The organism is Falsiroseomonas ponticola (assembly GCF_016805305.1).
Lineage (GTDB): Bacteria > Pseudomonadota > Alphaproteobacteria > Acetobacterales > Acetobacteraceae > Falsiroseomonas > Falsiroseomonas ponticola.
Map to the genome: position 1 here is coordinate 542,592 of NZ_JAERQN010000001.1, position 19,952 is coordinate 562,543.

Genomic DNA, 19,952 nt, shown 5'->3' on the forward strand with positions numbered 1-19,952 from the left:
GCCTCACCCCGGCAGGGGCGGCGGCACGGTGGCGGCCACGGCGGGGCGCGCCATCATGCGGTCGAGATAGGGGACCAGGTGCCGCGCCGCCGCCATCCGCGCGCCGGCCAGCGGCAGCCCGCGCAGCCAGTGCAGGATCGGCACCAGATAGGCATCGGCCAGGGTGAAGGCCTGCCCGCCGGCGAAACCGCCTTCCAGCGCCGCGTCCAGCCAGGCCAGGTGGCGCTCCAGCCCCGGCAGCGTGGCCTCCACGCGGCCGGGGTCCGGCCGGCCATCCGCCGTGCCGGGGAAGAGATAGGCGAAGAGGTGCTGGCGGATCAGCACCGGCTCCGCCGCCGTCACGATCAGGGAAACCCATTGCTCGGCCCGCGCGGCGGCGCGGGGGTCCCGCGGCATCAGCGCCGGGCCGTCGAAGGCCTGGTCGATGAAGGCCATGATGGCGCGGCTTTCCGCCAGCACCAGCTCGCCCTGCCGCAGCACGGGGATGCGGCCGAGCGGGTGCAGGCCCGCGAGGTCCGGATGGCCGGGCGGCAGCGGCGTGCTGACATGCGGCACCCCCTTCTCCCCGGCCGCGATGCGGGCGGCCCAGACGAAGTTGCTCTGCGGGATACCGATGATCTCGATGGGGGGCATGGACGGTCTCCTCGGGGCAATGGCGCCCCGGGGATGACGCGCGGGCCGGGCCCGTTTCGACAGGCCGTCAGCTCCTGCGGCGCCGCAGGCTGCGCAGCGCCTCCCGCAGGTCCAACCCGCCCAGCGCCTGCGCCGCGCCGAAATAGGTGACGAGCCCGGCGCCGATCAGCACCGCGATCCCCGCCAGCCGCGCCAGCCCGTGCTCCAGCGGGAAGATCGCGGCCTGCAGCGCCAGCAGCACGGCGGACATGACCAGCGCGGCCGCCAGCAGCCGCGGCACGGCGCGGCGCAGCCGCCGGTCCAGCACCAGCTGCCGCCGGCGGGTCAGCAGCCAGCCCAGCACCAGCACATTGGTCCAGGAGGCGAGCGAGGTCGCGAGCGCGATGCCGACATGGCTGAAATAGCGGGTCAGCAGCAGGTTCAGCGCCAGGTTCAGCGCCACCACCCCCATCGCGACCTTCACCGGCGTCGCCGTGTCGCCGCGGGCGAAGAAGCCCGGCGTCAGCGCCTTCACCAGCACGAAGGCCGGCAGCCCCACCGCATAGGCGACCAGCGCCAGGGAGGTTGCGGCAGTGGCCGCGGCATCGAAGGCGCCGCGTTCGAACAGCGTGCCGATGATGGGCCGCGCCACGCAGGCCATGGCGAAGGCGGCGGGCAGGGCGAAGGCCAGCGTCAGCTCGATGGCGCGGTTCTGGCTGCGATGCGCCGAGAGCGCCTTGCCGGTGCGGAGCTGCCGGGACAGCAGCGGCAGCAGCGCGGTGCCGACGGCCGCGCCGATGACGCCGAGCGGCAGCTGGCTGATCCGGTCGGCGTAGTAGAGGAAGCTGACCGCGCCGGCCGGCAGCAGGGACCCGATGATGATCCCGATGGCCAGGTTGAGCTGCGTGACCCCCGCGCCGACCAGCCCCGGCCCCATCCGGCGCAGCACGCCCCGCACCTCCGGCGTCAGCCGCGGCACGGAAAGCGGGTTGATGGCCATCCCCGCGACGCGCGCCGCCACGATCAGCATCAGCAGCTGCACGAGGCCCGAGGCCACCACGCCCCAGGCCAGGGCATGGGCGGGTGTGGCGACATAGGGCGTGAGGCCGAGCAGCGCCGCCATGGAGATCAGGTTGAACAGCACCGGCGCCGCGGCGGCGGCGGCGAAGCGGTCCATCCCGTTCAGCACGCCGGAGACGAGCGCGGCCAGGCAGATGAACAGCAGGTAGGGGAAGGTGATGCGGGTGAGTTCCACCGCCAGCGGGAAGCGCAGCGCCTCTCCCACGAAGCCGGGCGCCAGGACGAAGAGGAGTTGCGGCATGAAGATGATGCCGATGGCGACCAGGCCGCTGAGGGAGAGCGTCATCAGCCCCGCCAGCGAATTGGCCAGCGCCCGCGCCTTGGCCGGCCCGTCCAGCGCATAGGCGCCGGCGAAGGCGGGGACGAAGGCGGCGTTGAAGGCGCCCTCCCCGAAGAGCTGGCGGAACAGGTTGGGCAGGCGGAGCGCCACGAAGAAGGCATCCCCGATCGGCCCGGCGCCGAGCCGGGCGGCGATCAGCATGTCCCGCGCGAAGCCGAGCAGGCGGCTCGCCATGGTCCAGCCGCCGACGGTGAAGATGCTGCGCAGCATCCGCCGGGTTTAGTCCGGAAGACGGGGGCGGGGAACCGCGCCGGCCCGGCGGTTCATGGATGGTTATCATGCCGGGACTAGAACACCGCGCCAGGAGACTGGCGGCTGAGGCTTCGCGAGGGAGGCTTCGTCCCTGGCAGCGGCCGGGCGCAGCCGATGCCGATGGCATCGGCGGGTCCGGCGACGCTCCGGGGCGGAAGCGCCCGGCGATGCCGGCCCGCCGGCGTTCCCGAACGGTCACCAAGGCCAGGCGCATGGCGATACCGCCCTTCCGCTCCCCCCAGCCCGCCGGGCCGCGCGCCCTGGCCGCGGCCTGGGCGCTGCTGGGGGCGGCGACGATCGGGCTCCTCGTCATGCAGGCCCTGCCGAGGGCGGAGTTGCCGGTGCTGCTGGTCTTCCCGCCCGGGCTCGATGCCGATCGGGCCCTGGCCGGCGTGCTGGCGGTGCCGGGCTGGGATCCCGCGCTGGTGCGGGGCATCGGGCCCTTCGCCATCGCCATCGCGGCACCGGTGGCCGCCCGGGCGGATGCCGGGGCGCTGCGCCGGGGCAGCGGGGCGTGGCTCAGCCTGCCGGCCCCCGGCCGCGCGGCCTGCGCGGGGCGCATGGGGTGATGCGGCGCGTCGCCGGGGCGGCGCGCCTGGACTGAAACGACCGCTCCACGCCGCGCCGCGGCGCGCCGGCCATCTTGCGGAGACTGGGTGCCCATGGATCTGGATCGACTGCGCCGCGGGACGGCGCGCATGCTGCTGTGGGCGCTGGGCGCCTGCGTGCCGCTGCTGGTGCTGGCCGCCTGGGCATCCGGCGCCGGGCTGGGCACGGTGCTGGGCGCGGGCGCGCTGGCCGCGGCCGCCCTTGCCGCGGCGCTGCTGGCCGCCCAGGCGGGGGTGGCGCATCCGGCCATCCGCCCCGTGATCGCGGTGGCGCTGATGGTGCAGGTCTCCCTGCTGGTCTGGGTCTCGCCCGACGGGCTGCGGATCGACATGCACATGGCCTATTTCGCCGCGCTGGCCGTGGCGGCGGGGCTGGTGGACCGGCGGGCGATCATCCTCGGCACCCTGACCGTCGCGGTGCACCACACCGTGCTGGCCGCGCTGGCGCCGGTGATCGTCTTCGGCAGCGATGCGTCGCTGCTGCGCGTCGCGGTGCATGCCGGCATCCTGGTGGCGGAAGCGGCGGCGCTGATCGCCCTGATCACCGGGCTGCAGCGCGCCTTCGCCGCGACCGAGGCCGCGATGACGGAGGCGACCGGCGCGCGGGCCGCCGAACAGGCCGCCCTGGCGCGGCGGGAGGAGCGGGAAGCCGCGGCGGCGGCCGAGGCCCGGGCCGGCCGCCAGGCGCTGGCCACGCAGATGGAAACCCAGGTGGGCGGCGTGGCCGGGGATGTGGTGGCGGCGGCCGGGGAGATCGGCCAGGCGGCCGGGGGGCTGGGCCAGGCGGCCAAGGCCGGGCGGGACAGCGCCCAGGATGCCGCGCGCGCCACGGCGGCCGCGGCGGCGGGGGTGCAGACCGTGGCCTCGGCGGCGGAGGAGCTGGCGACCGCGGTGGCGGAGGTGACGCGCCAGGTGGCGGGCGCCGCGCGGGTGGCGGGCCAGGCCTCCACCCAGGCGCGGGAGACGGATGCGCTGGTGAACGGCCTGGCGGAGGGTGCCGCGCGCATCGGCCAGGTGGTGCGGCTGATCAGCGACATCGCGGGGCAGACCAACCTGCTGGCGCTGAATGCGACGATCGAGGCGGCGCGGGCCGGGGAGGCCGGGAAGGGCTTCGCCGTGGTTGCCGGGGAAGTGAAGGCGCTGGCCGCGCAGACGGCGAAGGCGACGGAGGAGATCGGCCAGCAGGTCGCGGCCATCCAGGGCTCCACCGCCGAGGCCGTGAAGGCCATCCGCGGCATCGCCGATGTGGTGGGCGACCTCGATGCGGTGTCCGGCGCCATCGCCGCCGCCGTCGAACAGCAGGGCGCCGCGACGCGGGAGATCGCGGGCACGGCCGCGCAGGTGGCCAGCAGCACCGATGCGGCCGCCAGCGCGGTGAGCCGCGCCGAGCAGGCGATCGGCGCGACGAATGCGGCCGTCACTGTGCTGGAGGAGACGGCGCGGCGGCTGGACCAGGGGGCCGCGGCGCTGCGCGGGATGCTGGGCGCCACGGTGCAGGGCCTGCGCGCGGCCTGACGCGGAAGGCCCGGGGTGCTTGCCCCGGCGCATCGGGGCGCCTAGGTGGGGGCGGCGCGTTTCGCACGCCTCCCCCTCCCGATCCGCCGAGATCCAGATCACCATCGACATGAGCGACAAGCAGGATACCCCCACCCCGGCCGAGACCCCGGCCGAGGCCCCCGCGCCCGAGGGCGCGCAGCCCGGCGCGGCGGCGCCGACCGATGCGGAACGCATCGCGGCGCTCGAGGCCGAACTCGGCCAGATGCGCGACAAGTGGCTGCGGGCCGAGGCCGACAACGCCAATCTCCGCGCCCGCGCGAAGCGGGAGGCGGAGGATGCGCGGCTCTATGCCGTGCAGAAATTCGCCCGCGACGTGGTGGAGACGGCGGAGAACCTCCGCCGGGGCCTGGACAGCCTGCCGCCGGCGGCGGAGGACGAGCCGGAGTTGCTGGCCAAGCTGCGCGGCGGCTTCGAGGGGGTGGAGCGCGCCTTCACCGCCATGCTGGAACGCCACGGCGTGCAGAAGCTGGACGCGCAGGGCAAGCCCTTCGACCCGGAACTGCACCAGGCGATGGCCGAGCAGCCGGCGCCGGAGGGCGTGGAGCCCGGCACCATCATCCAGGCCTGGACGCCGGCCTGGACGCTGCATGGCCGCCTGCTGAAGCCCGCCATGGTGGTGGTCGCGGGCAAGTAGCCCCGTGGCCCCGCGCGCCATCGCGCCGGCGGACCTGCCGGCGCTGAACGCGCTGAACGACGCGCATGCGGCGGCGGTGAACGCGCTGGCGCCCGGCGATTTCGCCGCGCTGGTGGCGGTTGCCTTCAGCGCGCGGATGATCGCGGCGCCGGATGGCTCGCCCGCCGCCTTCCTGCTGGCGCTGAGCCACGAGACGCCGGCGCAGGGGCCGAACCATGGCTGGTTCCTCGCCCGCCATCCGCGCTTCGCCTATGTTGATCGCGTCGTCGTGGCCGATGGCTGGCAGGGGCGCGGGCTGGGGCGGGTGCTCTATGACGACCTCGCGACACAGGCGCGGGCGGCGGGGCTGCCGCTGCTGGCCTGCGAGGTGAACCTCGACCCGCCCAATCCCGGCAGCATGACCTTTCATGAGCGGCTGGGCTTCCTGCCGGCGGGGGAAGCAAGCGATCCGCGCAACGGGAAGCGGGTGCGCTACCTGGTCAGGGCGCTGCGGTAGCCTTCCGCCGGTTGCGGCGCATCCGCACCCAGACCAGCGCCGCCACCACCGGCACCAGCAGCGCCAGCAGCGTATCCGCCTTCCAGGCGCCGAGCGGCACGGGCTTCAGCGCATAGCCCGCCAGCGACAGCACATAGTAGGAAATGCCGGCGACGGAGAGGCCCTCCACCGTCTCCTGCAGCCGGAGCTGGGCTCGGCCGGTATCGGCCATGGCGCCGAGCAGCTTCTGGGTCTGCGCTTCCTGCGCCACGGCGACGCGGGCGCGGAGCAGGTCCACCGCCCGGCCGCAGCGGACGGAGAGGTTGGCGATGCGCGTGCCCGTCGCCTCCACCGTCGCGACGGCGGGGTCGAGCCGCCGTTCCAGATATTCCGTCAGCGTCGGCAGCCCGTGCAGCCGGGCCTCCCGCAGCGATTGCAGGCGGCGGCCGACGAGGGCGTGGTAGGCCCGCGTGCCGCTGAAGCGGTCCGCCGTCTCCGCGGCCAGGCGTTCGATGGTGGTGGCGAGGTCGGTCAGCTCCTCCAGCGCCGCGCGTTCCTCATCCAGCTTGTCGAGGCCGGGCAGGCGGGCGGTCAGCGCGGCGAGGCCCGCCGAGGCGCGGGCGAGTTCGGGGCCGCAGGCGCGCGCCTGGGGCAGCGCCAGCAGGGCCAGCAGGCGGTAGGTCTCGACCTCCCACACCGCCTGGGCGAGGCGGCCGGCCAGCGCCGCCGTCATCCCGTGGTCCTGCAGCAGGATGCGGGTGAAGCCATCCGCGCCGGGGCGGAAATCCGTCCAGGCCGTGGCCGCCCCGGCGGAGAGGCTGGAGCCCGCGAGGTTGTCCGGCACGAAGCAGCCGGGGGGCGGCGGCTCATCCTCCCCGGCCGTGCGGGGCACGGCGATATGGGCGGCCACCAGCACGCGGCCGGGCAGCTCCGCCAGCCAGTCCGTGGGCACGGCCTCGATCGCCGTATCCTCGAAGGGATCGGGCGCGCCGGCATCGGGGCCGGGGCGGAGGAAGGTCCAGCCATCGAATTCCGTGTGGCGTTCGTAGCGCAGGGTGAAGCGGCCGAAATCGGCCAGCACGAAATCGGCGCCCGGCGCCGGCGGCGTGACGCCGTAGCGGCGGCACAGCGTCTCCAGGTGGCGGATGGCCGCCCCCCGGTCGGCCCCGGGATCGCGCAGCAGGGCGAGCCGGCTGATCGTGACGGGGGTGGCGAGCGGCAGGGCCGGGCGGGCATGAAGCTCGCCCGCCAGCAGGTCGCGGTCGGGATGCAGGGGGAGGGTCTGGATCATCGGCGGCCGCAATCTACACGAAGGAGGGCCAGCGCCGGAACGAAAGAAGCGACTTTTGCGCCACATGGGGCGGGAGGCTTCGGAACTTCCGCGCGCGAAGGTTGAGTCGCTGCCTCAATCCCCCTTTCGCCCCCTTGCCCGGGGCGACTGCGATGAATATGTCACAGCCCATCCACCACCCCCATCCGGCAGGGGCCGGGCGCGGTGCCTTCAGGGGCCGCACCCACGCCGCCGCAAGAGGAGCCACATCGGATGAGCAAGGTCATCGGTATCGACCTCGGTACCACGAATTCCTGCGTCGCCATCATGGAAGGCAAGGACGTCAGGGTCATCGAGAACGCGGAAGGCGCCCGCACCACCCCCTCCATGGTCGCCTTCGCCAAGAATGGCGAGCGCCTGGTCGGGCAGAGCGCCAAGCGCCAGGCGGTGACGAACCCCACCAACACCCTCTACGCCGTCAAGCGCCTGATCGGGCGCCGCTTCGACGACCCGATGGTGACGAAGGACAAGGGCCTGGTGCCCTATGCCATCGCCCGCGCGCCGAATGGCGATGCCTGGGTGGAGGTCGAGGGCAAGACCTACGCGCCGCAGCAGATCAGCGCGAATGTGCTGACCAAGATGAAGGAGACCGCCGAGGCCTATCTCGGCGAGAAGGTGTCGCAGGCCGTCATCACGGTGCCCGCCTACTTCAACGACGCGCAGCGGCAGGCGACCAAGGAAGCCGGCTCCATCGCGGGGCTGGAGGTGCTGCGCATCATCAACGAGCCGACGGCGGCCGCGCTCGCCTATGGCATGGACCAGAAGAAGGGCGGCACCATCGCGGTCTATGACCTCGGCGGCGGCACCTTCGACGTCTCCGTGCTCGAGATCGGCGACGGCGTCTTCGAGGTGAAGTCCACCAACGGCGACACCTTCCTGGGTGGCGAGGATTTCGACGCGCGCATCATCGACTACCTGGCCGATGAGTTCCGCAAGGAGCAGGGCATCGACCTGCGCGGCGACAAGCTGGCGCTGCAGCGCCTGAAGGAAGCCGCCGAGAAGGCGAAGATCGAGCTTTCCTCCTCCAAGCAGACCGAGGTGAACCTGCCCTTCATCACCGCCGACGCCTCCGGGCCGAAGCACCTGGTGATGCAGATGACGCGGGCGAAGCTGGAAAGCCTGGTCGATGACCTGATCCAGAAGACGCTCGAGCCCTGCAAGCAGGCGCTGAAGGATGCGGGCCTCTCCGCCGGGGAGATCGACGAGGTCATCCTGGTCGGCGGCATGACGCGCATGCCGAAGGTCATCGAGGTGGTGAAGCAGTTCTTCGGCAAGGAACCCGCGCGCAACGTCAACCCGGACGAGGTGGTCGCCATCGGCGCCGCCATCCAGGGCGGCGTGCTGAAGGGCGACGTGAAGGACGTGCTGCTGCTGGACGTCACGCCGCTGTCGCTCGGCATCGAGACTCTGGGCGGCGTCTTCACCCGCCTGATCGAGCGCAACACCACCATCCCCACCAAGAAGTCGCAGGTCTTCTCCACGGCCGATGACAACCAGTCCGCGGTGACCATCAAGGTCTTCCAGGGCGAGCGGGAGATGGCGGCGGACAACAAGCTGCTCGGCCAGTTCGACCTGACCGGCCTGCCGCCGGCGCCGCGCGGCGTGCCGCAGGTGGAAGTGACCTTCGACATCGACGCGAACGGCATCGTCAGCGTCAGCGCGAAGGACAAGGCCACCGGCAAGGAACAGCAGATCCGCATCCAGGCGAAGTCGGGCCTGTCCGACAGCGACATCGAGCGGATGGTGCGCGAGGCGGAGGCGAATGCCGAGGCCGACAAGAAGCGGCGCGAGGCCGTCGAGGCGCGCAACGGGCTCGACGCCCTGGTGCACTCGACCGAGAAGACGCTGAAGGACAACGCGGACAAGGTCCCGGCGAACGAGAAGGCCGAGGTCGAGGCCGCGATCGCCGCGGCGCGCACCGCGATGGAAGGGCAGGACCTGGAGGCCATCAAGGCCGCCAATGACAGCCTCTCCCAGGTCGCCATGAAGATGGGCGAATCGCTCTACAAGGCGCAGGCCGCGGCGGGCGATGCGGCCGGCGCGGCTGGCGGTGGCCAGGGCGGGCCGGGCGGCAACCCCAACGACAAGGTGGTGGACGCCGAGTTCGAGGAAGTCGATCCGAAGAAGAAGAAGCCCTCGTAACAGGGCGAGGTCTCCGGATCGGCCACCGTTCCCGGCGCGCCCGGCTTCCGAAAGGGGGTCGGGCGTTGCCTTGTTGAAACAGTGTCGCTGAACACGCTACCCCAGGGGCCCAGGCCCGACCGGGGCAGCCAGCGTGAGGACTTGGGGCCCCATGGCCAAGCGCGACTACTACGAGGTCCTGGGCGCGGCCCGGGACGCGAGCGAGGAGGACCTGAAGAAGGCCTACCGCAAGCTCGCCATGCAGTACCACCCCGACCGCAACCAGGGGGACAAGACGGCCGAGGCCAAGTTCAAGGAATTGAACGAGGCCTATGACGTGCTGAAGGATGCCGAGAAGCGCGCGGCCTATGACCGCTACGGCCATGCCGCCTTCGAGCAGGGCGGCGGCGGCCCGGGCGGCTTCGGCGGCGGTGGCGGCGGCAACCCCTTCGGCGGCGCCTTCGAGGACATCTTCGAGGAGATGTTCGGCGGCCTCGGCGGCCGTGGCCGGGGCGGGCGCGGGCCCGTGGGCCGCGGCGCCGACCTGCGCCAGCAGGTCGAGGTGACGATGGAGGAGGCCTTCGCGGGGGCGAAGAAGACCATCCGCGTCCCCTCCTCCGTCGTGTGCGAGGCCTGCAAGGGCACCGGCAGCGAAGGCCCCGCCGCGCAGGCGGCGCAGACCTGCCCGACCTGCCAGGGTGCCGGCAAGGTGCGCGCGCAGCAGGGCTTCTTCCTGATCGAGCGCACCTGCCCGACCTGCTCGGGCAGCGGGCGCATCATCAAGAACCCCTGCAAGGTCTGCGCCGGCCAGGGCCGCACGCAGCGCGACCGCACGCTGGCCGTGACCATCCCGGCGGGGGTGGAGGACGGCACGCGCATCCGCCTGTCCGGCGAGGGGGAGGCCGGGCTGAGGGGCGCGCCGGCCGGTGACCTCTATGTCGATGTCGGGGTGAAGTCCCACCCGATCTTCCAGCGCGACGGCGCCAATATCTTCGTCCGTGTGCCGCTGCGGATGACGCAGGCGGCGCTGGGGGGCGGCGTGGAAGTCCCCGTCATCGATGGCGGGCGCGCCCGCGTGACCATCCCGGCCGGGACCCAGACCGGCGACCAGTTCCGGCTGCGGGGCAAGGGCTTCTCCGTCCTGCGCTCCGCCGCGCGGGGGGACATGTATGTCCAGGTCGCGGTGGAGACGCCGCAGAACCTCTCGAAGCGGCAGCAGGAGCTGCTGGCCGAGTTCGAGAAGGAATGCGAGAAGACCGGGCGGTCCAGCCCCGAATCCGAGGGATTCTTCGCCAAGGTGAAGGAATTCTGGGACGGGCTGAAATAGGCCACCGCCTGACAGCTGCGTGACCGGGCCGCCGGGCCGCAACCCCGGCGGTGCCGCGCCGTTCAGCCCCTGACCGCCGCATCCCCCCATCGGCGGTCCAGGCAGGCGGCGGCGCGGTCCAAGGTCCCACCCGCGTCGCCGCCCGCCCCCCCTCCAATCCTCCCCCCTTCAATCCTCTCATGACATCGCAGGAACCGCATTCAGGCGCTTGACCCGGCGCCATGGAATGCGGAAGGGATCGGCCATGCGCTTCGCCCGTCCCGCTGCCCTGTCGGTGCTGCTGGTCGCCCTCTCCGGGGGCGTCGCGCTGCCGCAATCCAGCATCGCGCCGGCCACGGGCTCCCTGCCCCCGCCCCGGCCGGTGCAGGCCACGCCGCCAGCCGCGCCGCCGCCGGCCGCCGCCCAGGCCCCCGCGCAGCCGGCCGCCCGGCCGGCGACGCAACCCGCCACCGGCACCGCGGCCCAGCCCGCCCGCCCGCCGCAGCAGGGGCAGGCGCCGGCCCGGCCGCCGCAGGGCCAGGCGGCGCCAGCCCGGCCGCCGCAGCAGGCCGGCACGCCCGCCGCGCGGCCACCCGCCGCCGCGCAGGCGCAGCGGCCCGGCCAGCCCCCCACGGTGGGCCGCAACCCGCAACCGCAGAACCGCCGCCCGGCCGCCGCCGGGGCCGCCGCGGCCGGCGCCGCCGCCGGGGCTGCCGCCGCGGGCGCCGCCGCCGCGGCCAGCCGCGCGCCGGAACCGGCCCAGCCCCCGCCGCCGCCCATCCCCTCCACCGGGTCGGTGACCGGCCTGCCCCTGCCGCGCTTCGCCGCGCTGCGGTCGGACGAGGTCAATATGCGGGTCGGGCCTTCCACCAGCTACCCGATCGAATGGACCTACCAGCGCCGCGACCTGCCGGTGCAGATCGTGGGGGAATTCCAGCTCTGGCGCCGCATCCGGGATGCGGAGGGGGCGGAGGGCTGGGTGCATTCCTCGACGCTGGCCGGCCGGCGCACCGCGCTGATCCGCCCCCCCGCCGGCGCCGCCCCCAATGCCCCCGCCGCGGCGCAGGAGGTGACGCTGCGGCGGCGGCCGGAGGATGGCGGCGTGGCGGTGGCGCGGCTGCGCCCCGGCGTCATCGGCCGCATCCGGGAATGCGAGGCGAACAACGCCTGGTGCGAGGTGCAGGTGGCCGGCCACAAGGGCTTCCTGCGGCGCGCGGAGATCTGGGGCGTCGGCGCGGATGAAGAGGTGAAGTGAAGGACGCGGTCTTCACGGCCCCGCCTTCGCCCGTCGCCCACCGCGCCACCCCGGCGCTCTTCGCCGCCACCGTCGCAACCTCCGCCGCCCTGCTCTTCGCCGTACAGCCCATGCTGGGCAAGGCGCTGCTGCCGCCCTTCGGCGGGGGGGCGGCGGTCTGGACGGCGGTGATGCTGTTCTTCCAGATCGGCCTGCTGGCGGGCAGCGCGCTGTTCCACCTGACCTCCACGCGGCTCGGGGCGCGGGGGGCGGCGGCGGTGCACCTGGCGCTGGCGCTGCTGGCCCTGCCGCTGCTGGCGCCGGTGCCGCGGCCCGTGGCCACCGGGATGGGGCCCGCTATCGACGTGCTGGCGACGCTGGCGCTGGCCTATGGCCCGGCCGTGCTGGTGCTGGGGGCCAATGCGGCGGCGCTGCAGGCCTGGTACGCCCGCGTGGCCGGGCAGGCGCCCTGGTGGCTCTACGCCGTCTCCAATGCCGGCAGCCTGGCGGGGCTCGCGGCCTATCCGCTGCTGCTGGAGCCCGCCCTCGCCCTCAGCGCGCAGGGGCGGCTCTGGACGCTGGGGTTTGCCGCCTGCGCACTCGGCCTGCTGGCCTGCGCCTGGCCGGTGCTGCGCCAGCCCTCGCCGCCCGTGGCGCGGCAGGCCGTGGCGGGAATGGGGCTGCGGCAGGCGCTGCCCTGGGTGGCGCTGGCGGCGCTGCCGGCCAGCCTGCTGCTGGGCGCGACGGAGCGTGTGACCGTCACCATCGCGCCGCTACCGCTGCTGTGGGTGCTGCCGCTGGCGGCCTATCTGCTCAGCTGGATCCTGGCCTTCTGGCGGCCCACGGCGGCGGCGCGCGGGGGGCTTCTGGGCGTCACGCTGTTCCTGCCGGCCATGCTGCTGGAGGTGGTGGCCCCGGCCTTCGGCAGTGCCTTCCCGTGGCTCGGCGTGCTGATCCATGTCGGCGGGCTGCTGGCGGCGGGCACGCTGGCGCATGCGCGGCTCGCGCTGATGCGGCCGGAGCCCGCGGGGCTGACGCGCTTCTACCTCTGCCTGTCGCTCGGCGGCGCGCTGGGCGGCACGGTGAACGCCCTGGTCGCGCCGCTGCTGTTCGACCGGCCGCTGGAATACCCGCTGGCGCTGGCCGCGCTCTGCCTGCTGCCGGCCATCGGGCGGGAGCTGGGGCCGCGGATCATCTGGGGCAGCGCGGCCGCCCTGCTGGCCGTGGCGCCGCTGCTGGAGGGGATGGGCGGGTCCATCCGCTGGGGGCGGGATTTCTACGGCGCGGTGCAGGTGCAGGACCAGGGAGACCGCCTGGTGCTGGCGCATGGCCGCACCCTGCATGGCTACCAGTGGAAGGATTCGTCACGCGCGCTGGAGCCGACGGGCTACTACCATCGGGAAGCCGGCGGCGGACGCCTTGTCGCGACCATGCTGGCGCGGCGGGAGGCGCCGATGCAGGCCGTGCTGGTCGGGCTCGGGGCCGGGGCCATGGCCTGCTACGGGTCGGACCGGCTCCGCCTCTCCTACATCGAGATCTCGCCCGCCGTGGTGGAGGCGGCGCGGCGGTGGTTCACCTTCCTGCGGGATTGCGGCGATCCGCCGGTCGCAATCGCCGATGGCCGCGTCGGGCTGCGGGAGGCCACGCCGGGCTCGATCGATCTGGTGGTGCTGGACGCCTATTCCGGCGCCTCCGTCCCCGTCCATATGGCGACGGCGGAGGGCGTGGCGCTGTTCCTGGACCGGCTGGCGCCCGGGGGCGCGGCGGGCTTCCACGTCAGCAACACGCATTTCGACCTGCCGCCGCTGATCGCCGCCGCCGCGCGGGAAGCGGGCGCGCAGGCGCTGTCGCTGGCCGCGGCGCCGGGCGGCCAGCCCTCCGTCTGGGTTGCGGTGACGCGCGATGCCGGGCTGGCGGCGGCGCTGGCGGCGGAAGGCTGGCAGACGGTGACCCCCGCCGCGACGCCCTGGCGCGACGATCGCTGGCACCTCGGCGCCGCGCTCCGGGGATGGTGGTAGCGCAATTTTTCACGCCCTCAGGCGTCGTGCCGAAGGCACGCCTGCGGCGTGACGGGCGCGGCCTCCGGCCGCTTGGCTCGCCGGACCGCCGGCGGGCCGCATTCCGGGACCCCATGCACGTTGCGAGGCAACGCGCATGGGAACCCGTCGCGGCCTCGGCCGCCGGAGGCGGCCGCAGCTTGGCCCGCCCAGCAAGCTGGGCTTACGATGCTCGCCATGACGGAAGAAGCACCCCCACCCGCGACCCACGACCTCGGCGGCGCGCCGCGCTTCCGCTGCACGGCCGTCGAGCCGGATGACGAGGCGCCGCCCGATGAATTCGGCAAGCGCGTCGATGCCCTGCGCCAGATCCTCGGCCGCAGCGGGCTGATGACGGTGGATGAGATGCGCCGCTGCATCGAGGCGATCCCGGAGCCGGAATACCACGCGCTCGGCTATTACGAGCGCTGGCTGCGGGCGATCTCGGCGTTGATGGTGGAGAAGGGCGTCGTGCCCGCGGAGAGCCTGCGATGACCGGAGCCTTCGAAGCGGGCCAGCGCGTGCGCGTGAAGCTGGATTTCCCGGAGCTGCGCGGCCCCTGCCACATCCGCACGCCGCATTACCTGCGCGGACGGGAGGGCGTGGTGGAGCGCCCCCTCGGCGCCTATCCGAACCCCGAGGATTTGGCCTTCGCGCGCCCCGCGGCGCGCATCCCGCTCTACCATGTCCGCTTCGACCAGCCCTCGCTCTGGAACGAGGGCGCGGCGGGGGACACGGTGCTGGTCGAGCTCTACGAGCATTGGCTGGAGGGCACGGCCTGATGGCCCACGCACCCACGGCGGAGAGCGTCGCGCTGCTCGACCGCTTCGTCGCCGCCCTGGTCGCCCAGGGCGTGCTGACCGAGGACCAGATCACGACGCAGATCGCGAGCACGGACCGCGCGAGCCCGGAGATCGGCGCGCGGATGGTGGCCCGCGCCTGGACCGATCCCGCGTACCGCGCCCTGCTGCTGCAGAATGGCGGCCAGGCGGCGGAGGCGATGGGCGTGTCCATGGCCGGCGCGCCGCCGCTCGGCGTGCTGGAGGATACGGACAAGGTCCATCACCTCGTCGTCTGCACGCTCTGCTCCTGCTACCCGCGCGCGGTGCTGGGCTATCCGCCGCACTGGTACAAATCAGCCGCCTATCGGGCGCGGGCGGTGCGGGAACCCCGCGCCGTGCTGGCGGAATGGGGCACCACGCTGCCGGATGGCGTGGCGGTGAAGGTGGTGGACAGCACGGCGGATTACCGCTGGATGGTGCTGCCTCAGCGGCCGGCAGGCACCGAGGGCTGGGACGCAGCGCGCCTCGCCTCGATCGTCACGCGGGATGCGCTGGTGGGGGTCGCGCTGCCGCGCGCCGGCGGGTGATCCGCCGGGCGATCCTGGACGACATCCCGGCGCTGATGCGCATCCGCCTCGCGGTGCGGGAGAACACCTTCAATCCGGCGCGGGTCTCCCCGGCGGATGTGGTCTGGTTCGTGGAGCAGGCGCCGGTCTGGGTGTGGGAGGAAGCGGGCGCGATGCGCGGCTTCTCCGCCGGGGATCCCCGGGATGGCTCGATCTGGGCGCTGTTCGTCGAACCGGGCTTCGAGGGGCGCGGCATCGGAAGCGCGCTGCTGGCCCGCGCCTGCGCCAGCCTGGCGGCGGCGGGCCATGCGACCGCGACGCTCGATACCGCACCAGGCACCCGCGCGGCCGAGTTCTACCGGCGGCAGGGCTGGGTGGAAGGCGGGCCGGATGCGGCGGGGGCGCTGCTGTTCAGCCGCGCGATCGTCACGGCGTCGTAGGGCCGCGCAGCCGCTCGCGCTTTCGCGCGTTGCAGCGCGAAAGCCAGGGCATTCCGCCCCATGGCCGGGAAGCCCTGCATGCCAGACCAGACCACCCACCCGACGATGCTCGCCTGGGCGCCACGGATGCTGTCCGTGCTGCGGATCATGGCGGGGCTGCTGTTCCTCGCGCATGGCACGCAGAAGATCCTGGGCTTCCCGCCCATGGCGGGCGGGGCGCCGTTGCCGGATGCGATGACCTTGTCCTGGGTGGCGGGGGTGCTGGAGCTGGGGCTGGGCGCGCTGCTGGTGCTGGGCCTGCTGACGCGGCCGGCGGCCTTCATCGCCTCCGGCGAGATGGCGGTGGCCTATTTCATCGGCCATGCGCCGCGGAACTTCTACCCGGTGCTGAATGGCGGCGACGCGGCGATCCTCTACTGCTTCGTCTTCCTCTACATCAGCGTCGCGGGGCCGGGGCCGTGGAGCCTGGACGCGCTGCGGCGGCGAAGCGCGTAGCTCAGCGCGGCACGACGGCCAGCACCACCGGCAGGCCGAAGCGCCGCCACCACAGCGGCCAGTGCAGCAGGCGGATGCGATCCTCCACCGTCTGCGTCTCCCACAAGCCGCAGAAGTCGCGCTCATAGCCTGCAAGCCGGATGCCCTGGCAGGCGACAGGCCCGCCATCCAGGTTCAGCGCGATGGAAAGGTCGAGCGGCGCGTCGCGCAGGAAGTCCGCGAAACGCCGCAGCGAGAAGAAGGCATCGGCCGTGGTGCCGATGAGGATTCGCCCCGCGCGGTCCTCGGCCAGGAAGCTGCGATTGGCGAGCCAGCGCGGATCGCCGGCCGCGCGGATGCTGCCATCGGGCGCCAGCAGCAGCGGCCAGGAGACGACGCCATCCCGCGCGCCGGCCAGCGCCGCCCGCCAATCCTGGCCGCGGAGGTCGAGGAGGCGCGTGCCGGAAGCATCGCTGACCACGGCGCCATGGCGTGCCTCATAGGTGGCGGGGCCGAGGCGCTGTCCGTCGCTGACCATCGGCGTGTCGGGATCGCCGTAGCGATCGTAAAAGCTCCCATTGACGACGAGCACGGCGCCCAGCGCCCGCCGCCAGTCCTGGAGGTCACGGTTGCCGGCCGGCGCGGCGCGCGCGATGAGGCGGAAATGGCGGGGATCGATGCGTGCCAGCAGCAGGCGATCGACCTCCGCCTCCCCGGCCAGCACGGGCATCTCCGCGACCTCGAAGCCCTCGGCCAGGCTGCGCCAGGCGATGGGGCCCGCGCGCACCTCGGGCATGGGATCGCGCAGCGCCAGCCGCATGGAAGGCGAGAGGCGCGCATCGTCCCGCGTGACATCGACCCAGTAGCTGCCACCCCGCCGCAACACGATGGTGACGCCGTAGAGCCCCGCCTGCGCATAGGCCCAAGCCAGCCCGGCCAGGATCGCAAGCAGCGCGAGACCCGCCAGCCAGGCGAGGCGGCGCCTCACGCCATCGCCGCCTTGCCCCGCATGCCCTGCGCGCGGATCAGCAGCGTCGTGACGATGATGACGTTGACGGCGTTCCAGGCGACGCCGTTGAGGAAGGCGGCGGCGTAGCTGCCCGTCAGGTCGAAGATGTAGCCGGACAGCAGGCCGCCGATCGCCATCCCCGCCAGCGTCGCCATCAGCACGATGCCGACGCGCGTGCCGGCCTCCCGCGCCGGGAAATACTCCCGCACGATGATGGCGTAGCTGGGCACGATGCCGCCCTGGAACAGGCCGAAGAGCGCGGAAATCACATACAGCGACACCAGGCTGTCGAAGCCGAGGTAGAGCACCAGCGCCGCGCCCTGCAGCAGAGATCCCAGCAGCAGCGTGCGCAGGCCCCCGATGCGGTCCGCGATGAAGCCGGAGGCGATGCGGGAGACGATGCCGAAGGCGAGCATGAGGGAGAGCATCTCCGTCCCCCGCGCCACGCCGTAGCCGAGGTCCCCGCAATAGGCGACGATGTGGACCTGCGGCATGGCCATGGCGATGCAGCAGCCGATGCCCGCGAAGCCCAGCACGCCCGTCAGCGTGTTCTTCGACATGCCGAGCGGACGGTCCGCGCGCGGCGGCGGCGCGCCGGCGACGGCTGGCGCCACCTTCGCCACGGGTGGCCGCGCGCGCAGCATCAGCGCGATCAGCGGCATGGTCGCCAGCACGATGCAGCCGACGACGATATGCGCCACGCGCCAGCCCCAGTTGCCGATCAGCACCGTCAGCAGCGGCGGCCACACCACGCCCGCGAGGTAGTTGCCCGAAGCCGCCAGCGCCACGGCGATGCCGCGCCGGCGCATGAACCACATGGAGGCATCGGCCATCAGCGGGCCGAAGCTGGCCGACGACCCCAGCGCGCCGATCAGCACGCCCTGCACCAGGGCGAAGACCAGCAGGCTCGGCGCCAGGCCCGCCAGGATGTAGCCGAGCCCCATGACGCAGGAGGCGATCATCACCGGCCACATCGCGCCGAAGCGGTCCGACATGCGCCCCATCAGGATGCCGCCGAGCGCGAAGCCCACCATGGTGAGGGTGTAGGGCAGGGACGCCTCGGCACGGGTCGCCTGGAATTCCGCCTGCACGAAGGGCAGCGCCACCACCACGGACCACATGCCCGCGCCGCCCAGCGTGGACAGCGCCATGATGGCGGAGAGCCGGATCCAGCTCTGCCGGCTGTCGAGATGCGTCACGCGCCGGGCCCGAAGGTGACGAAGTTCGAGAGCGGCTCGCGATCCGTCACCAGCGCGTTAGTGGGCTCCGCGGCATCGGCGATGCCGATCGACATGCCGCAGACCAGCGCCTGGTCATCGGGGATGCCGAGATGGGCGCGCACCACGTCGTGGTGGTCGCAGAAGGCGGCCTGGGCGCAGGTGTCGAGGCCCTCCGCGCGGGCGGCCAGCATGATGGACTGGAGGAACATCCCGTAGTCGAGCCAGGAGCCCTGTTCCATGTCGCGGTCGATGGTGAAGAAGAGTCCGACGGGTGCGCCGAAGAAATCGAAGTTGCGGGCGCGCTGCGCGTGGGCCGCCTGCGTGTCGCCGCGCCCGATGCCGGCCAGCTTGTAGAGCCCGAAGCCGCAGGCGCGGCGGCGTGCCAGGTAGGGTTCGCGCCACACCCGCGGGTAGTAGTGGTAGTCGCGTGCGACCTTGGCGCCGGCATCGTGGGCGGCGCGGAGTGCGCGGGAGAGGGCGGCCTTCTCCTCGCCGACGGTGACGCGCACGCGCCAGGGCTGGATGTTGGAGCCCGAGGGCGCGCGGGAGGCCGCGCCGAGGATTTTTTCGAGGGTCGCGCGCGGGATGGGGTCTGGCCGGAAGCCGCGGATGCTGCGGCGCGTGGCCAGGGCCTCGAACACGTCCATGGTTTTTGGCGCTGCTCCCGTTTGGTTGGAATCAGTCTGTCCCGCTGGTGGCCTTGGCGCAAATTCCCGGCGGGGTCCGGGGGGCGCCACGCCCCCCGGCGGAGCACGAGGCGGAGCCTCGTCCTTATCCGATCTGTTCCGCGATGGCGTTTGCCACCGCGGTCGTCCCCACGCCCCCGAATTCCGCGCTGCGGAGCCCTTTCGCGAACGCCGCATCGACCGCGCCTTCCAGCTCGTTCGCCGCATCCGCGAATCCCTGCCCCGCGCCGCGCGAGGCCAGCCAGTCCAGCATCAGCGCGGCGGAGAGGATCGCCGCTGTCGGGTTGGCGATGCCCTTGCCGGCGATGTCGGGCCCGGTGCCGTGGCTGGGTTGGAACACGGCGTGGGTATCGCCGATATCGGCGGAGGGGGCGTAGCCCATGCCGCCGATCAGGCCCGCGCCGAGGTCGGAGAGGATGTCGCCGAACATGTTCTCGGTCGGCAGCACGTCGAAGTCCCAGGGCTTGCGGATCATGTCGAGCGCCATGGCATCGACGTAGTGCGCGTCGGCCGGCACGCCGGGGAACTCGGTCGCGACCTCGAGGAAGACCTTCCGCATGAAGGCCATGGAGGTGAAGACATTGGCCTTGTCCACCAGCGTCACGCGCTGCGCGCGGCCCATGCGCGCGGCGCGGCGCTCCGCCAGGCGGAAGGCGAAGCGGGAGAGGCGTTCGGTGGTGGCGCGGGTGATGAGCATGGTGTCGCGCGCCTCGGCATCGTCGGTCACGGTGCCGCGGCCGCGGGCGTAGAAGAGGCCTTCCGTGCTCTCCCGCAGGATCACCAGGTCGATGTCCTTGGCCCGGGGATGGGAGAGCGGCAGGGGCACGCCCGGGATGGCGCGGATGGGGCGCACGCCGGCGTAGAGGCCGAGGCGGAAGCGGAGGTCGAGCTGCGGCGCGATCTCCGTCCCGTCCTCGTAGCGGATGCCGGGCCAGCCCATGGCGCCGAGCAGGATGGCGTCGGCCGCTTTCGCGCGCTCGAAGGTTTCCTCCGACATCGCGGTGCCGGTGCGCTGGTAGGCGAAGGCGCCGGCTTCGAGCGTTTCCGTCGCGATGCCGATGGCGTGGCGGCGGGCCAGCTTCTCCAGCACGAAGGTCGCGGCTTCCGTCACTTCCGTGCCGATGCCGTCACCGGGCAGGAGGGCGATGCGGACGCTGTTGCTGGGGGTGGCCATGGCGGGGGTTTCCTGG

20 protein-coding genes are annotated in these 19,952 nt (G+C 73.3%); 13 read left to right on the top strand and 7 right to left on the bottom strand.

Annotated elements, in window-relative coordinates:
• Nucleotides 1-3: 3 nt before the first annotated feature.
• Nucleotides 4-633, bottom strand: coding sequence for a glutathione S-transferase family protein (locus JJI54_RS02630; protein ID WP_203070641.1), 630 nt, complete (start codon nucleotides 631-633; stop codon nucleotides 4-6).
• Between the two features lie 67 nt (nucleotides 634-700).
• Entirely contained in the window at nucleotides 701-2,242 is a 1,542-nt protein-coding gene (gene murJ, locus JJI54_RS02635) for a murein biosynthesis integral membrane protein MurJ (RefSeq protein ID WP_203070643.1), read from the bottom strand.
• Nucleotides 2,243-2,496: 254 nt separating this feature from the next.
• Here murJ and JJI54_RS02640 point away from each other — a divergent pair, with 254 nt between their 5' ends.
• The 4 genes from JJI54_RS02640 to JJI54_RS02655 all read left to right on the top strand — a co-directional run bounded on the left by JJI54_RS02640 (nucleotide 2,497) and on the right by JJI54_RS02655 (nucleotide 5,579).
• A complete protein-coding gene (locus tag JJI54_RS02640) occupies nucleotides 2,497-2,853 on the top strand; it encodes a hypothetical protein (protein WP_203070645.1) in 357 nt (118 codons plus the stop codon).
• 93 nt (nucleotides 2,854-2,946) lie between these two features.
• Entirely contained in the window at nucleotides 2,947-4,407 is a 1,461-nt protein-coding gene (locus JJI54_RS31750; RefSeq protein WP_226381349.1) for a methyl-accepting chemotaxis protein, read from the top strand.
• A gap of 109 nt (nucleotides 4,408-4,516) precedes the next feature.
• Nucleotides 4,517-5,083, top strand: coding sequence for a nucleotide exchange factor GrpE (locus tag JJI54_RS02650; RefSeq protein WP_203070647.1), 567 nt, complete (start codon nucleotides 4,517-4,519; stop codon nucleotides 5,081-5,083).
• A 4-nt stretch (nucleotides 5,084-5,087) separates the two neighbouring features.
• Entirely contained in the window at nucleotides 5,088-5,579 is a 492-nt protein-coding gene (locus JJI54_RS02655) for a GNAT family N-acetyltransferase (protein WP_203070649.1), read from the top strand.
• Here JJI54_RS02655 and JJI54_RS02660 read toward each other — a convergent pair.
• Entirely contained in the window at nucleotides 5,563-6,849 is a 1,287-nt protein-coding gene (locus tag JJI54_RS02660) for a DUF3422 family protein (RefSeq protein WP_203070651.1), read from the bottom strand. The genes JJI54_RS02655 and JJI54_RS02660 overlap by 17 nt on opposite strands.
• A gap of 204 nt (nucleotides 6,850-7,053) precedes the next feature.
• On the opposite strand from JJI54_RS02660, the gene dnaK reads away from it, so the two are divergent.
• The 9 genes from dnaK to JJI54_RS02705 all read left to right on the top strand — a co-directional run bounded on the left by dnaK (nucleotide 7,054) and on the right by JJI54_RS02705 (nucleotide 15,868).
• The gene (gene dnaK / locus JJI54_RS02665) at nucleotides 7,054-9,030 is read left to right on the top strand and encodes a molecular chaperone DnaK (protein ID WP_318987434.1); all 1,977 of its coding nucleotides are present in this window, start codon (nucleotides 7,054-7,056) and stop codon (nucleotides 9,028-9,030) included.
• 151 nt (nucleotides 9,031-9,181) lie between these two features.
• On the top strand, nucleotides 9,182-10,336 hold the full coding sequence (dnaJ, locus tag JJI54_RS02670) for a molecular chaperone DnaJ (protein WP_203070655.1): 1,155 nt from the start codon (nucleotides 9,182-9,184) through the stop codon (nucleotides 10,334-10,336).
• Between the two features lie 244 nt (nucleotides 10,337-10,580).
• Nucleotides 10,581-11,570 carry an SH3 domain-containing protein gene (locus JJI54_RS31755; protein WP_226381350.1) on the top strand — a complete coding sequence of 330 codons (990 nt, stop codon included), beginning with the start codon at nucleotides 10,581-10,583 and terminating at the stop codon, nucleotides 11,568-11,570.
• Entirely contained in the window at nucleotides 11,567-13,567 is a 2,001-nt protein-coding gene (locus JJI54_RS02680; RefSeq protein ID WP_203070657.1) for a spermidine synthase, read from the top strand. Before JJI54_RS31755 ends, JJI54_RS02680 begins: the two co-directional genes overlap by 4 nt.
• Nucleotides 13,568-13,783: 216 nt before the next feature.
• Nucleotides 13,784-14,080, top strand: a complete 297-nt coding sequence (locus tag JJI54_RS33090; RefSeq protein ID WP_404817591.1) for a nitrile hydratase — start codon at nucleotides 13,784-13,786, stop codon at nucleotides 14,078-14,080.
• Nucleotides 14,077-14,367 carry an SH3-like domain-containing protein gene (locus JJI54_RS33095; RefSeq protein ID WP_203070661.1) on the top strand — a complete coding sequence of 97 codons (291 nt, stop codon included), beginning with the start codon at nucleotides 14,077-14,079 and terminating at the stop codon, nucleotides 14,365-14,367. The genes JJI54_RS33090 and JJI54_RS33095 overlap by 4 nt, the downstream gene beginning before the upstream one ends.
• Nucleotides 14,367-14,954: a nitrile hydratase subunit alpha gene (locus tag JJI54_RS02695; protein WP_203070663.1), complete on the top strand. Its 588-nt coding sequence runs from the start codon at nucleotides 14,367-14,369 to the stop codon at nucleotides 14,952-14,954. Before JJI54_RS33095 ends, JJI54_RS02695 begins: the two co-directional genes overlap by 1 nt.
• A complete protein-coding gene (locus JJI54_RS02700; RefSeq protein WP_203070665.1) occupies nucleotides 14,951-15,373 on the top strand; it encodes a GNAT family N-acetyltransferase in 423 nt (140 codons plus the stop codon). Before JJI54_RS02695 ends, JJI54_RS02700 begins: the two co-directional genes overlap by 4 nt.
• A gap of 78 nt (nucleotides 15,374-15,451) precedes the next feature.
• A complete protein-coding gene (locus JJI54_RS02705) occupies nucleotides 15,452-15,868 on the top strand; it encodes a DoxX family protein (RefSeq protein WP_226381351.1) in 417 nt (138 codons plus the stop codon).
• 1 nt (nucleotide 15,869) lies between these two features.
• Here JJI54_RS02705 and JJI54_RS02710 read toward each other — a convergent pair whose 3' ends face one another.
• From JJI54_RS02710 to JJI54_RS02725, 4 genes are all read right to left on the bottom strand, one after another.
• Nucleotides 15,870-16,835 (bottom strand): phosphodiester glycosidase family protein, encoded by a 966-nt coding sequence (locus JJI54_RS02710; RefSeq protein ID WP_203070667.1) that lies wholly within the window; start codon nucleotides 16,833-16,835, stop codon nucleotides 15,870-15,872.
• Nucleotides 16,832-18,055 (bottom strand): MFS transporter, encoded by a 1,224-nt coding sequence (locus JJI54_RS02715; RefSeq protein WP_318987435.1) that lies wholly within the window; start codon nucleotides 18,053-18,055, stop codon nucleotides 16,832-16,834. The genes JJI54_RS02710 and JJI54_RS02715 overlap by 4 nt, the downstream gene beginning before the upstream one ends.
• Nucleotides 18,052-18,723 carry a nitroreductase gene (locus tag JJI54_RS02720; protein ID WP_203070669.1) on the bottom strand — a complete coding sequence of 224 codons (672 nt, stop codon included), beginning with the start codon at nucleotides 18,721-18,723 and terminating at the stop codon, nucleotides 18,052-18,054. Before JJI54_RS02720 ends, JJI54_RS02715 begins: the two co-directional genes overlap by 4 nt.
• A gap of 124 nt (nucleotides 18,724-18,847) precedes the next feature.
• Nucleotides 18,848-19,936, bottom strand: a complete 1,089-nt coding sequence (locus JJI54_RS02725) for an isocitrate/isopropylmalate dehydrogenase family protein (RefSeq protein ID WP_203070671.1) — start codon at nucleotides 19,934-19,936, stop codon at nucleotides 18,848-18,850.
• Nucleotides 19,937-19,952 lie beyond the last annotated feature (16 nt).

What these genes read in the sequence shown, in the direction of transcription:
- JJI54_RS02705 (WP_226381351.1), top strand. Translation starts at nt 15,452, where the DNA reads ATGCCAGACCAGACCACCCACCCGACGATGCTCGCCTGGGCGCCACGG.
- JJI54_RS02725 (WP_203070671.1), bottom strand. Translation starts at nt 19,936, where the DNA reads ATGGCCACCCCCAGCAACAGCGTCCGCATCGCCCTCCTGCCCGGTGAC.
- JJI54_RS02650 (WP_203070647.1), top strand. Translation starts at nt 4,517, where the DNA reads ATGAGCGACAAGCAGGATACCCCCACCCCGGCCGAGACCCCGGCCGAG.
- JJI54_RS31755 (WP_226381350.1), top strand. Translation starts at nt 10,581, where the DNA reads ATGCGCTTCGCCCGTCCCGCTGCCCTGTCGGTGCTGCTGGTCGCCCTC.
- dnaJ (WP_203070655.1), top strand. Translation starts at nt 9,182, where the DNA reads ATGGCCAAGCGCGACTACTACGAGGTCCTGGGCGCGGCCCGGGACGCG.
- JJI54_RS33095 (WP_203070661.1), top strand. Translation starts at nt 14,077, where the DNA reads ATGACCGGAGCCTTCGAAGCGGGCCAGCGCGTGCGCGTGAAGCTGGAT.
- JJI54_RS02640 (WP_203070645.1), top strand. Translation starts at nt 2,497, where the DNA reads ATGGCGATACCGCCCTTCCGCTCCCCCCAGCCCGCCGGGCCGCGCGCC.
- JJI54_RS02695 (WP_203070663.1), top strand. Translation starts at nt 14,367, where the DNA reads ATGGCCCACGCACCCACGGCGGAGAGCGTCGCGCTGCTCGACCGCTTC.
- JJI54_RS31750 (WP_226381349.1), top strand. Translation starts at nt 2,947, where the DNA reads ATGGATCTGGATCGACTGCGCCGCGGGACGGCGCGCATGCTGCTGTGG.
- JJI54_RS02630 (WP_203070641.1), bottom strand. Translation starts at nt 633, where the DNA reads ATGCCCCCCATCGAGATCATCGGTATCCCGCAGAGCAACTTCGTCTGG.
- JJI54_RS33090 (WP_404817591.1), top strand. Translation starts at nt 13,784, where the DNA reads ATGACGGAAGAAGCACCCCCACCCGCGACCCACGACCTCGGCGGCGCG.
- JJI54_RS02660 (WP_203070651.1), bottom strand. Translation starts at nt 6,849, where the DNA reads ATGATCCAGACCCTCCCCCTGCATCCCGACCGCGACCTGCTGGCGGGC.
- JJI54_RS02720 (WP_203070669.1), bottom strand. Translation starts at nt 18,723, where the DNA reads ATGGACGTGTTCGAGGCCCTGGCCACGCGCCGCAGCATCCGCGGCTTC.
- murJ (WP_203070643.1), bottom strand. Translation starts at nt 2,242, where the DNA reads ATGCTGCGCAGCATCTTCACCGTCGGCGGCTGGACCATGGCGAGCCGC.